General features: G+C 72.0%; 9 protein-coding genes. 6 read left to right on the top strand and 3 right to left on the bottom strand.

Annotated features, from left to right (window positions below; translation table 11 throughout):
* The first annotated feature begins 67 nt into the window (after positions 1-67).
* On the top strand, positions 68-1,072 hold the full coding sequence (locus tag ACIG5F_RS10485; RefSeq protein ID WP_396517212.1) for a hypothetical protein: 1,005 nt from the start codon (positions 68-70) through the stop codon (positions 1,070-1,072).
* Here ACIG5F_RS10485 and ACIG5F_RS10480 read toward each other — a convergent pair.
* A complete protein-coding gene (locus ACIG5F_RS10480; protein ID WP_396517211.1) occupies positions 1,032-1,889 on the bottom strand; it encodes an NmrA family NAD(P)-binding protein in 858 nt (285 codons plus the stop codon). The genes ACIG5F_RS10485 and ACIG5F_RS10480 overlap by 41 nt on opposite strands.
* A 55-nt stretch (positions 1,890-1,944) precedes the next feature.
* Entirely contained in the window at positions 1,945-2,559 is a 615-nt protein-coding gene (locus ACIG5F_RS10475) for a TetR/AcrR family transcriptional regulator C-terminal domain-containing protein (RefSeq protein ID WP_396517210.1), read from the bottom strand.
* Positions 2,560-2,621: 62 nt separating this feature from the next.
* On the opposite strand from ACIG5F_RS10475, the gene ACIG5F_RS10470 reads away from it, so the two are divergent.
* Positions 2,622-3,053 carry an ester cyclase gene (locus tag ACIG5F_RS10470; protein ID WP_396517209.1) on the top strand — a complete coding sequence of 144 codons (432 nt, stop codon included), beginning with the start codon at positions 2,622-2,624 and terminating at the stop codon, positions 3,051-3,053.
* On the opposite strand, the gene ACIG5F_RS10465 is transcribed toward ACIG5F_RS10470, so the two are convergent.
* Positions 3,043-5,754, bottom strand: a complete 2,712-nt coding sequence (locus ACIG5F_RS10465; protein ID WP_396517208.1) for a BTAD domain-containing putative transcriptional regulator — start codon at positions 5,752-5,754, stop codon at positions 3,043-3,045. The two genes, ACIG5F_RS10470 and ACIG5F_RS10465, sit on opposite strands and share 11 nt — an antisense overlap.
* Before the next feature lie 94 nt (positions 5,755-5,848).
* On the opposite strand from ACIG5F_RS10465, the gene ACIG5F_RS10460 reads away from it, so the two are divergent.
* The 4 genes from ACIG5F_RS10460 to ACIG5F_RS10445 all read left to right on the top strand — a co-directional run bounded on the left by ACIG5F_RS10460 (position 5,849) and on the right by ACIG5F_RS10445 (position 12,349).
* Entirely contained in the window at positions 5,849-6,325 is a 477-nt protein-coding gene (locus ACIG5F_RS10460) for a MarR family winged helix-turn-helix transcriptional regulator (RefSeq protein WP_396517206.1), read from the top strand.
* 18 nt (positions 6,326-6,343) lie between these two features.
* Positions 6,344-7,099, top strand: coding sequence for an SGNH/GDSL hydrolase family protein (locus ACIG5F_RS10455; RefSeq protein ID WP_396517205.1), 756 nt, complete (start codon positions 6,344-6,346; stop codon positions 7,097-7,099).
* A gap of 163 nt (positions 7,100-7,262) precedes the next feature.
* Positions 7,263-8,513 (top strand): MFS transporter, encoded by a 1,251-nt coding sequence (locus ACIG5F_RS10450; RefSeq protein ID WP_396517204.1) that lies wholly within the window; start codon positions 7,263-7,265, stop codon positions 8,511-8,513.
* A 101-nt stretch (positions 8,514-8,614) separates the two neighbouring features.
* Positions 8,615-12,349: a S8 family serine peptidase gene (locus ACIG5F_RS10445; protein WP_396517202.1), complete on the top strand. Its 3,735-nt coding sequence runs from the start codon at positions 8,615-8,617 to the stop codon at positions 12,347-12,349.
* Positions 12,350-12,370: the final 21 nt, after the last annotated feature.

Here is a 12,370-nt window from a genome sequence, read left to right as displayed (position 1 = left end):
TTGACGCGAACGGCACGGGGGTGCGGGGGACATGTGTGAGCGGCCGACGGTCGGGGGACCGCGGGTGGTGCCGACGGTGACGTCCGGCGGCGCGAAAGTGTGGCTGGTGACCGGATTTCGGGACGTGCGGGCCGGGCTTTCCGACCCGCGGCTGAGCCGGGACACCAGGGCCGCCGCGCACGTGATCGACGGCGGCGGCCTCGACGGCCAGGCGCTGCGGGCGCTGCCCCTGGAGTTGGCCGATCCGTTGCTGCGCACCGAATCCGCCGACCGGCTGCGCCGGCTCGCGGCCTCGGTGTTCACGCCGGAACGGGCGGAGCGGCTGCGGCCCCGGACCGCCGAACTGGCCGGGGAGCTGCTCACGCCGCTGCGTCACCAGCGGTCCGTCGACCTGGTCGCCGAGGTCGCCCGGCCGCTGCCGGCCCGGCTCGTCTGCGGCCTGCTCGGGTTGCCGGTCGAGGACAAGATCCTGTCGTGGACGGAGATTCTGCTCGCCGTGCACGGACGAGCCGGCTCGTCGCTGCCGCGCTACGTGGCGGCGGTGGCCGACTGCGATCTGGTGGCGGCGCTGGCCGCCGCCGAGACCGGCGCCGACGAGCTGCTGAACCTGGTGGCGATGCTGGTGGTCGGCGGCGTGGAGATCGCCGGCAGCTTCGTGGCCAACGCCATGTCGGCGTTGCTGGAGAGCACGCGTCAGGTGGCGCTGGCCCGCAACGCGCCGACCATGGTGCCGGACCTGGTGGCGGAACTGGTCCGGGGCAGCGATCCCTTGCGGGTCGGCAGCTTCCGCCGCACCGTTGCGCCGATTCGGTTGGGCGACAAGGTGATTCCGGCCGGCGAGCTCGTGATGCTGGCCGAGGGGCCGTCAGATCGGCTCGACCTCGGCACCGTCGGGCACGGCGTGCAGTACCGGGTCGGCGCGCTGCTCGGCCGGGTGTTGGCCGAAACCGTGCTGGAACGGCTGATCGGGGAGTTTCCGCGGCTGCGGCTGGCCGTGCCGGCGGGGCAGATCCCGTGGCAGTTCACCCGGCTCAGCCGGGCAGTGGAGAGCCTGCCAGTCGAGGTGAGTTGAGCCGGACCCAGTCGGCGAAGGTGTGCCAGCCGACCTCCGGGTAGGCGGCGCGCAGCCCGGTGATGTCGACGTCCATGCCGACCCGCTCGAAGTAGGCGAACATGGCCGCCAGGTCGGTGGAGTAGCGGGCGACGTCCTCGACGTTGCCGGCGTCGTACTCGATGTCGCGCCCGATGGCCTCGCCGAGGGCCCGGGCGATCTGCCGGCCCGTGCGCTCGTCCGAGGCGATGTCGACGCGGCGGCCGCGGAACTCCTCCCGGCGGCCGATCACCAGCGCCGCGAACGCGCCGATGTCCGCCGCGGCGATCAGCTTCAGCGGCGTGCCCGGCGACAGCGGCAGCGAGAAGTGGCCCTGCCGGAGCGACCGGATCGCCCAGCCGCCGGCGATGTTGTCCATGAACGCCGCCGGGGCGATCACCGTCCAGGCGTCGGTCACGGCGGCCAGATGCCGCTCCACCACCCGCTTGCTGTCGAAGTGCGGGATCCCGGTGTCGCGGTCCGCGTTGGTCGCCGAGGTGTACACGATGTGCCCGACCCCGGCCCGCACCGCCGCGTCGACCGCGTCCACGCCGTGCCGGATCTCGGTGTCGAGGTCCGTGCCGAACGGCGTCGTGACCAGGAAGACCGCGTCCGCCCCTCGGAACGCCCGGTCCAGCTCTCGTGGCCGGTCGAAGTCGGCCTGCACCACCTCCGCCCCCGGCAGCTCCACCGCCTCCGGCCTGCGGCTCAGCGCTCGCACCCGATGCCCCGCCGCCAGCAACGCCCGCGCCGCCGCCCCGCCCTGCGTGCCCGACGCCCCGGTCACGGCAACCGTCATTCGGTAAGGTTCCATGCACAAAGCTTGACCGTGAAAAGATTCCTCGGTCAAGCCTTTATTCGGGCCCCAGTGCGGCCAGCCCGGTCAGGAACACGTCCACCGCGAACCGGAACCGGGCCTCGTCGTCGATGCCGCTGCCGGTCCGGGCGGCCGTGCTCAGCAGGGGAAACTCCGTCAGGTCGGGCAGCGCCGGGTCGGTGTCGATGTGCACCTCGCTGGTGGCGTGACCAATGACGAACACGCTCAGGGCGTTCAGCGCATCCAGCGCGCGGCCCAGCGGAAAGCCCGCGTCGACCAGCATCCGCAGTCCCCGCTCGACCGTGCGGAGCGTCTCCGGCGTGACCGCCGGCCGGGCCGCGACCAGCGGCAGCACGTTCGGATGGGCCAGCAGCGTGGACCGCAGCGAGCGCGCGTAGTCGTCGAGCATCGATCGCCAGTCGCCGTCGAAGGACGGCGGTGTCGAGCGGTCCAGCACCTGCTCGACCAGGCCGTCGAGCAGGGCGTCCTTGGTGGGGACGTAGTGGTAGAGCGTCATCGCCTCGACGTCCAGCTGCGCGCCGAGCCGGCGCATCGACAATGCCTTCAGGCCGTCCCGGTCCACGAGTTCGAGCGCCGCGGCCAGCACCCGCTCGCGGGAGAGGCCGGCCCTGGTCCCCGGTGTCCTTGACATTCTTACATCGTAAGGGCAATGTGGGCGACATTGGACACTTACACTGTAAGAAGGAGGGTCTCGTGATCGCCGAGAACAAGCGGACCGTGCTGGGCTTCTTCGCCGCGGTCAACGAGCGCCGACTGGCCGACCTGCCTCGGCACATGGTCGCCGACGTGGTCGACCACAACAAGGTCATCCACGGAGAGGCCGACGAGCCGGGGGCGGCGTTCGACGGGTTCCGGCAGCAGCTGGCGGCCTTCGGCGAGGGGCGGATGGAGCCCGAGGAGCTCATCGCCGAGGGCGATCGGGTGGTGGCCCGCCTGACGGTCAGCGGCGTGCACACGGGCGCGCATCCCCGCATGCCCGAGCCCACTCACCGGGCGTTCCGGGTCGAGCAGATCTGGATCTTCACCATGCGCGACCGGAAGATCAGCGAGATTCGGGCGGTCAGCGACCGGCTCGGCCTGTTCCTGCAACTGGGGTGGGACTGGCCGACCTGGGTCAGGGGGTGATCACCAGGTCGACGACTTCGGCCCAGGACAGGGAGCGGCCCTGCTGGAAGAGACGGTCGAGCTCGGACGGGCCGAGGTCGGCGAGGAGCTTTTCGGTGGCTTCGCGGATGAGGTCGCGGACGGCGGCGCGGAGCATGGAGGGGCCGGACTGCTCGACGAGGAGGGCGGCGGCGCCGGCGAGGAGGGCGGCGCGGTGGGGGCGGGAGGTGTTGGCGGTGATGACGGCGAGGTAGTGCAAGGCGTACATCATGGTGGTGCCGCTGCCGAACTGGTGGGTGAGGGCGATGGCCCCACGCACGACGCGCTCGGCAGCGGCCCAGTCGCCGAGGCGGAGCAGGACGTAGCCGCGGTAGACCATGGTGACGCCGAGGTCCCAGCCGCCGGCGGGGCGGCGTTCGGCCTCCAGTTCGGCGAGCACCCGGGCGGCCTCGTCGGGCTGGCCCAAGCCCATGGCGACGCTGGCCCGAGCGGCCCGGGCGAGGGCGAGGTGGCCGGGGAAGCCGGTGTCCACGAACAGGTCCGAGGCCTCGCTGAGCACCTCGGCGGCATGGGCCTGGTCCTCGACCCACATGGCGACGTGCCCGCGCATGAGCAGAACCTGGGCCAGCACAAGGGGATCGCCGGCGGAGCGGGCCAGGCGCACGGCCTCGGCGGTGGCCTCGACGCCGGCGGCCTGGTCGACGCCGAACACGGCGAATCCGTACAGGGCAAGGACTCCGGCCCGCGACCGGGTGCTGAGCGAACCGGCGAGGGCCTCGGCGGCCCAGCGGCGGTACTCCTCGAGGTGCCCGCCGACGACCCAGTACGGGATGAACGCCAGCAGCCCGGCGCACTCCTCGGCCCGCCCCTGGTCGAGCAGCCATCGCAGCGCGGCCCGCAGGTTGTCCTGTTCCTCGCGCAGCCGGTCGAACCACATGCCCTGATCGGGCCCGTCGGCGCCCCGGCGAGCGGCCTGCACGAAGTCCCTGACGTACGCCGAGTGCCGGTCGCGGAAGACGGAAAGGCGGTCGTCGGACTGGGCGAGGGCGAATGCCCGCACGGTCTCCAGCAGCGTGAAACGGTTGTCCTGACGGGTGATGAGGCTGCCGTCGAGCAGACTGCCGAGCAGCCGCAGCGTGGTCGTCTGGTCGAGGTCGGCGACCGCGGCGGCGGTCGGGACTGTCCAGCCGCCGGCGAAGACGGCGACGGCTTGCAGCATGGCCTGCTCGTCGGGGCTGAGCAGGTCGTAGCTCCAGGCGACGGTGGCCCGCAGCGCCCGGTGCCGGGCCGGCAGGTCACGGGCGCCGTCGGCGAGCAGGTCGTGGGAGCGTTGCAACTGGTCGAGCAGCGCGGTCGGCGACAGCAGCCGGGTGCGGGCGGCGGCGAGCTCGATGGCCAGCGGAAGCCGGTCCAGGCGCTGGCAGATCGCCGCCACGACGTCCGGATCCAGGTCCCCGGTGGCCCCGGCCTGCGCGGCGCGCTCGGTGAACAGCGTGACTGCCGACGGCGGGTCCAGTGGCTCCACGGGGCGTACGTGCTCGCCACGCAGCCGTAGCGGCGCACGGCTGGTGGCGAGCACGGTCACCCCCGACGCGGCGTCGAGCAGCCAGCCGATGTCGGGGGCGGCGTCCAACAGGTGCTCTAGGTTGTCCAACAGCAGCACCACGCGCCGCTGCCGCAGCGACACAGCCAAGGTGGTGCGCAGCTGCGTGCCGACAGTGTCCTGGATGGCCAGGCTGCTGGCGATCGTCGGCAGCACGAGGCTCGGATCGCGCACGGGGGCCAGCGGCACCACCGTGACGCCGTCGGACATCCGCCGCGCGGCCTCGACGGCCAGCCGGGTCTTGCCGACGCCGCCGGGACCGGTCAGCGTCAGCAGACGCACGTTGTCGTCGGCCAGCCGCCCCACGACATCGGCGACGTCGGTGTCGCGGCCGATCAGCCCGGTGCGACGGTCCGGCGCCTCGGGTTCAGGGTGCGGTGCCGGCGGCGCGGCCGTGGTGTCGTTGCGCAGGATGGCCAACTCCAGCTGTTGCAGCTCCACGCCGGGATCGACGCCGAGTTCCTCGGCCAACAGCGCTCTGGTACGCCGGGCGAGCTCCAGGGCCCGGTCGGTCTGCCCGGCGCGGTGTCGAGCCAACATCAGCTGGCCGACCAGCCGTTCACGGGTGGGGTGGGCGTCCACCAGCGTCGTGAGCTCGCCGATGAGCTCATGGTGGCCGCCGAGCCGCAGCAGCGCGTCGAAACGGTCTTCCATGGCCGCCAAGCGGGTTTCCTCCAACGCCCCGCACAGCCGTTCGCGGATCTCGGGGGAGGCGGCGTCGGCCAGCGCCGGTCCGGTCCACAGCGCGAGCGCCTCGTCGAGCAGGCCCACGCGAGCCCGATCGTTGGGGGCCGTGCGAGCGCGAGCGACGCCGTCGAGAAAGCGGTGCACGTCGATGCGGTGCGGATCGGCCCGCAGCAGGTAGCCGTCGCCCTCGGCCACGATCGCCATGTCGTCGCCGAGCACGCCTCGCAGATGGGAGACGTGCACCTGCACGGCGTGCGCGGCGCTACGAGGCGGGTCGTCGGGCCAGATCCATTCGACGAGGCGGTCCCGGGGCACCGCCCGGTTGACCTCCAGGGCCAGCACGGCCAGCACCAGCCGCCGCTGCCGCGGCCCCGGCTCGACCACGTCGGCGCCGGTGGCCACCCGCACCGGCCCCAACAGCCGCAACTCCACAAGCACTCCCAGGGTGAGCCCGACTTGCCCAAGAATGCCAGGTTCGCCCGGGGCAACTGTTGACAGTGGAAGTGTTCTACCCTCAACTGTTGAGATGGCCGAACCCGACCCGCTGCTGGCATGGCTGTACCTGCAACAGGGCGTGCAGGCCGTGGAGGAGGCGCTCAGCGCCACCATGGAGGAGCACTGCGGCTGCACGCTGAGCGAGCACGCCGCCCTGTACCGGCTGAAGTCCGCCCCCGAGCGGCGGCTGAGCATGGCCGAGCTGGCGGAGCTGCTGGGCATCAGCCCGAGCGGCGTGACCCGGCTGGTCGACCGGCTGGTCAAGCGGGGCTGGGTGGCGCGGGTGCAGCTGCCGGGCAACCGGCGGACGGTGTGCGCGACGCTGACCGACGAGGGGCGGCGGGTGTTGCAGGGCACGACGATGGTCGTCTACTGGCAGGCCGTGCACGCCCACTTCGAGTCCACATTGGACGCTGAGGACATCGCGGCGGTGGCCCGGATCGGCCGCAAGATGCTGGAGGCGCACGGCCGCTGGGACGCCAAACGATTCGCGCCCGGCTCACCCTGAGCCGGGTACGGTCGCGGCATGAGACGTTATGTCGCGCTGGGCGACAGTCTGACCGAGGGCATCGGCGACTTCGCCGACGACGGTCGCCCACGCGGCTGGGCCGACCGGTTCGCGCAGGGCATGGCCACCCGGCGGGGCGAGCTGGAGTACGCCAACCTCGCCGTCCGCGGCCTCACCACGGCCCAGGTGCTCGCCTCCCAGCTGGCGCCGGCCGTCGCGCTCGGGCCCGACCTGGCCAGCGTCATCGTCGGCATGAACGACCTGCTGCGGCCCCGGTTCGACGTCGGCCGCATCCGCCGCGACCTGAGCACGATCTACGGCGAGCTGGCGGCCACCGGCGCCACCGTGCTCACCGCCACCCTGCCCGAGCCGGGCATCGGCGTGCCCCTGCCGGCTCAGATGCGGGCCAGCTTCGTGCGCCGCGGCCGTCGCCTTAACGACGCCATCCGGCATGCCGCCGCCGAACACCGGATCCGCTGCCTCGACCTGGCCCGCTCCGCGCCGACCGACCCGGCCATCTGGAGCACGGACCGCCTGCACCCCAGTCCGTACGGGCATCAGCTGATCGCCGACGAGTTCCTGGCCTTCCTGCACAACGCAACCCCATCGGCCATCCGCATCCCGGCCCACGTGCCGGCCGTCGTCGGCCCGGCCGAGCAGGTCCGCTGGGTGGCCGGCCACGTCGGCCCCTGGCTGTGGCGGCGGCTGACCTTCCGCACCGCCGGCGCGGGGGTGACGGCCAAACTGCCGGCGTACCAACTGCTCCGGGCCTGACCGGTTGCGGCTGTTCGCCGTAATGACATTGCCCGAATTCCGGGAGAAAGCTGGGAGTTTCGGTTCGCTCTGTCCTGGTTTGCCCGTGGCCGTTAGGCTGTGCGCACAACGCATGGGTGTTCGCATGGCGAACAAGGTCAATGGCGACAACCGGGAGGTCCCTGTGACGTCCACAGAAGCGCCCAGCCGAAGCTGGGTGCTCCCGCTGTGTTGGTCGGCCGTCCTGCTGGACGGCTTCGACCTGGTCGTGCTGGGCACCGTGCTGCCGGTGCTGCTGGCCGGCCACGTGTGGAACATGACGGCGGCCGACGCGACGGTCGTGTCGACGATCGGGCTGGTCGGCATGACGGTCGGCTCCCTCACCCTGGGCACGCTCAACGAGTCGCTCGGCCGGCGCCGGGTGCTGATCTTCTCGGTGACGGTGTTCTCGGTGTTCACGCTGCTGTGCGCGCTGGCGCCGTCGGCGTTCGTGTTCGGGCTGCTGCGTTTCCTGGCCGGGCTGGGCCTGGGCGGCTGCGTGCCGACGGCGATCACGCTGGCCAGTGAGCACTACGAGCGCTCGGGCCGGCCGGGCACGGCGACGACGGCGGTGATGAGCGGCTACCACGTGGGCGCGATGGCCACGGCCCTGCTGGGGATCCTGCTGATCGGCCCGCTGGGCTGGCAGGCGATGTTCGTGGTGGGCGCGCTGCCGGCGTTGGTGCTGGTGCCGCTGATGATCCGCTACCTGCCCGACTCGGTCGCGCCGGCCCAGCGCAGCCGGTCGTCGATCAAGGCGGCGCTGGCGGTGTTGTTCCGCGGCCGCATGATGGGCGTGTCGATCGCGTTCTGGGTCACCTCGTTCATGGGCCTGATCCTGGTCTACGGCCTGAACACCTGGCTGCCGGAGATCATGCGCCAGGCCGGTTATCCGCTGGGCGCGTCGCTGGGCCTGCTGCTGACGCTGAACTTCGGCGGCGTGGCCGGCCTGCTGGTGGCCGGCGTGGTCGCGGACCGGGTCGGCATCAAGCCGGCCACGCTGGGCTGGTTCGTGGTGGCCGCGGTGATGTTGGCGCTGCTGAGCATCAAGCTGCCCAGCGTGGCGCTGTACGTGGCGGTGTTCCTGTCCGGCTCGTTCGTGTTCAGCGCGCAGGTGCTGGTGTACGCCTACACGACCCGCGCCTATCCGCCCGACGCCCGGGCGACCGGATTGGGCTGGACGGCAGGCATCGGACGTATCGGTGGCATCTGCGGCCCGTTGCTGGGCGGCCTGCTGCTCACCGCGGGAATTGTGTACCCGTGGGGCTTTTACGCCTTTGCGGTGGTCGCGGCGCTGGCGGCGATCGCCGTCGGGGTGCTGAACACGGTCAGCCGGCTGCCCGCGCCAACTGTTGATCAGGCCGGCGCGACAGTGGAGACCTCCAACCAATCGTGAGTGCCCTCACGTTGCTTCCCCGCGGGTGAGCCTGCGATGTTGCCCGGTGACCGCCGCCACGGTCCCCGGGCACTCAGGCTTTTCCCCGCGAAGGGAGCACCATGCTGCGCGGTCTGGTCCTGGTCACGGCGGCGGCTTCGGCCCTCGCCCTGACCGCAGCCGGTCCATCAGCCGCCGCGACCGCGGCGCCACCGACCCCGACAGGCACGTCGGCTCTGGGTGATCTCGTCGGCAGACCGGCGGCCCCGCCGGAACCGAAGGCCGACTCCGTCCTCGTGGTCACCGACGGCACTGCCGCGCCGAAGTTCGGCGCGAACCTCGCCCAGGACACCTATCTCGTCCACGTCGACGGCGATGTGGACCAAGCGGCCCACCAGTTGCGCCAGCAGCCGGGCGTGCGGTTCGCCGAGCCGAACCGGGCCGTGACCGGCATGACCGCCGGCTCGACGCCGCTGCCGAACTGGGCCGGCAATCTGTCGGTTGACGGGCTTGCGGTCAATGGCCCCGACAACTACGGCGTCACGTCCTCGTTGCAGAGTTTCCTCAACGCCAACGGGGTGAACGCCCTCGGCGCGTACGACGCGATCGGCGCCCGCACCGGCCAGCTGCCCGGGGCCGGGGAGATCATCACCAATGTCAGCGTGGGCGACCTGACCGACAAGACCACCGTGGTCAAGGACGGCCAGCGCTACCTGGACATCCCGTCCATGCCGCTGATCCCGACCTACGTGTCGACCGGCAGCGGCGTGGATCCGCTGGGCGCCACCACCGGCGAGGACCCGAGCCTGGGCGAGGTGCTGCTCGACTTCGCCGTGATGGCCCCGCTTCCGCACGACAAGCAGCGCCCGGAGGCGACCGGCAGTGGCGCGACCGACCTGCTCGGCATCGCCCCCGGCGCGCAGTACCGGCTGGTGGTGCCGCAGCAGGCCAGCTCCGACGGCATCGCCGAGGCGCTGCTGGCCGCGGCCCGGCAGAACCCGCGCCCGAACGTGATCACCGCCAGCCTCGGCTTCGGCGTGGACACGGTCGGCTTCGCCGGGCGGTACCTGGAGGACGACCCGATCCTCCAGTCGGTGGTGTCGACGATCGTGCGCGACTACCACATCGTCGTCACGATCTCCTCCAACGACGGCACCCGGCTCTACACCCCGGCGGCGGTCGGGCCGGACGGCGGCAGCGTGCCGACCGACCTGGCGCGCAAGGCATCCGAGAGCACGGACCTCGACGACGACGCCTACTCCACCACCCCGTCCAAGGTGGTGGACAGCGGCGCGATCGCGGTCGGCTCCACCACCCTGGACGACACGCTGTCGCAGCCGGGCTCGGCCAACGGCACCTTCGCCACCACCCGCGCCAACGGCGGCACGCTGTACTCCTCCGGCTTCGGTGAGCGGGTCGACGTCTCCGCGCCGGGCGACGGCATTCCGGCGTTCGAGCACCCGAGCAACGGCGGCCCGCAGTCGGTGACCACGGTCCTCAACGGCGGCACCTCGGCCTCCGCGCCGATGGTGGCGGCGGCCTCGGCGGTTGTGTTGCAGGCGGCCAAGATCGCCGGCAAGCGGCTCGACCCGGCCGACGTGCGCAAGCTGCTGGAGAAGACCGGCCGCCCGGTGGCCACGCCGCCGCAGGCCGACCGGCCGCTGCGTGTGGGCAACCAGATCGACATCACCGCGGCGGTGGACTCCCTGCTGCCGCAAGGAAAGACCACGATTCAGCGGCTCTCGGTCGCGCACCGGGTCACCACCGGCAACCTCGGCGGCGATTTCACCGAGGCGACCGATCCGAACCGGATCGACCTCCAGACCGGCGGCACCGGCGAGGGCCTGGTCGGGCCGATCACCATCGGCGCGGACGTCACCGGCGCGCCGAACCGCAAGCTGGACTACGTGCTTTCGGTCAACGGCAAGGAGTTCCACGCCGACCGGCCGGCAGTCCGGATCACCCCGACCCAGCTGTTGCAGGCCGCCGGGCTGCCGGTGGTGGCGACGGCCGACCGCACCGTGGACCTGACCTTCGAGGTCCGTGAGGGCCACAAGGTGTTGGCATCGGCCAAGAAGACGCTGACGGTCGGCCCGACCGACGGCGCCTTCGCCGAGGCTCCCGCCCCGACCGCGCCGGCCACGGTGAAGCTGGGCGCGCCGGTCACCGTGCACTACGACCTGACCGGCGTCCGCACGGTGAAGTCGCCGCAGCTGATCGTGTCCACGGTCGGCCACTGGAACCCGTTGAGCGCCCCGATCTTCTCGGCGGCGTACAAGGCCCCGTTGACCGGAACCTCCGGTGACGTCACGATTCCGGCCAGCGCCTTCGACGACGGCGGCGGCCTCTACGGCATCGGCCTCGTGCAGGACTCGACCGCTTTCCGCCCGGTGTACGGGGAATTCGTCTCGATCCGGGTCGACGGCGGAACCGCCGACCGCCGGGCCGCCACGCCCACCTTCAACACCGGGCAGCACCAGCTGGCGGTCAACCGCGCCGCGCCGACGTTCACGGTGAACTACGACGTGCGCGACATCCCCGGCGCCACCGGGGCGGAGCTGGAGTTCTCCTCGCCGGCCCCGACCCTCTACAACGCCCTCAACACCGTCACCAACGCCAACGGCACCCAGCCGGACAACGACGGCGTGGACGGGGGATCGGCCGGTGTCAGGAAACTCCCGGGCCGCAACGGTTCCGTGCAACTGGACGCCACCACGCTCGGCCTCGGGTTCTCGGATTCGTACAACGTGCGGGTGATCGCGCTCAACCGGGACGGGCAGACGGTGGGCCAGGCCAGCCCGACCTCGTTCCTGGAGCTGGACGACGGCCACACCCCGGACAACACCGCGGTGGTGGACTTCGCGGCCAACGGCCCCGATTCCGTGGTCGTGACCGACGACGGCAAGGGCCACCAGGCCGTTCGCCGCTACAACCCGAGCAACGGCGCCTACGGCACGACTCTGGCCACTGGCAACGGTTTCCGGCTCGTGGGCGTCGATCCGTCCGCGCACCGGGCGGCCGTGCTGCACGGCGCGGCGGTCGAGATCTACGACCTGGCGGCGGGCACGCTGGCCGCCACCGCCCCGCTCGGCGACTACACGCCGATCGGCGGCCGGGTCGACGCCACTCGGCACCGGGCGGCGATCCTGTCGCACCACAAGGGAGACAACGCCGACGCTGTGGTGGCGGTGGACCTCGACACCGGCACTGCCGGCACGCCCATCGCCGCCGACAAGAACGTGGCCGCCGGCACGTACCGCCTGATCGACCTGAACCAGCAGACGGGCCAGGTGTTCGTGGGCAAGGCCGGCGGCGGGCTGATCTGCTTCGCCGGCGGCGTCGGCCTGATCGCCCGGGTCGACCTGGACGCGGCCACCGTCACCCCGGCCGACCGCGCCGACGGCTGCGCCGGGGCGATGGCCGTGGACGAGGGCACGAACACCGTGTACCAGCTGTCGTACCGATCGGTCAGCGTGAACATCAACGGCACCACCAACCTGATCCCGGTGGCCGGCGACACCCTGACGCCCGGCAGCGGCGTCTCGGTCCGCCAGCAGCCGTCGTTGACGGTGGCGGTCGACGGCGTGCACCACCTGGCCCTGGTGGCGTTCGAGACGCCGCCCGCGGTGCCGCAGTTCGGCGCGGTCGGCGGCCTGATCTTCGACAACAACGCGACCAGCCAGGTCGTGGTGGTCGACCTGGCCACCGGCAAGGCGGTCGGCACGGTGCGGGGCATGGACTTCTCCACCGGGCTGGTCGGGGCGGGCCCCGGCCGCGGCGTGCAGATCGATCCGGCCACCCGGACCGGCTGGACGTTCGCCGGCGACGCCCACCAGGTGCAGCAGTTCTCGTACTGACAAACAGAAAGGGCCGGGCGA

The organism is Kutzneria sp. NPDC052558 (assembly GCF_044547355.1).
GTDB lineage: Bacteria > Actinomycetota > Actinomycetes > Mycobacteriales > Pseudonocardiaceae > Kutzneria.
The sequence above is the reverse complement of the archived record's forward strand: the minus strand, read 5'-3'. Positions and strand labels throughout refer to the sequence as shown.

Excerpts from the sequence above, each read along its gene's own strand:
- ACIG5F_RS10445 (WP_396517202.1), top strand. The coding sequence starts at position 8,615 with ATGCTGCGCGGTCTGGTCCTGGTCACGGCGGCGGCTTCGGCCCTCGCC.
- ACIG5F_RS10475 (WP_396517210.1), bottom strand. The coding sequence starts at position 2,559 with ATGTCAAGGACACCGGGGACCAGGGCCGGCCTCTCCCGCGAGCGGGTG.
- ACIG5F_RS10455 (WP_396517205.1), top strand. The coding sequence starts at position 6,344 with ATGAGACGTTATGTCGCGCTGGGCGACAGTCTGACCGAGGGCATCGGC.
- ACIG5F_RS10460 (WP_396517206.1), top strand. The coding sequence starts at position 5,849 with ATGGCCGAACCCGACCCGCTGCTGGCATGGCTGTACCTGCAACAGGGC.
- ACIG5F_RS10480 (WP_396517211.1), bottom strand. The coding sequence starts at position 1,889 with ATGACGGTTGCCGTGACCGGGGCGTCGGGCACGCAGGGCGGGGCGGCG.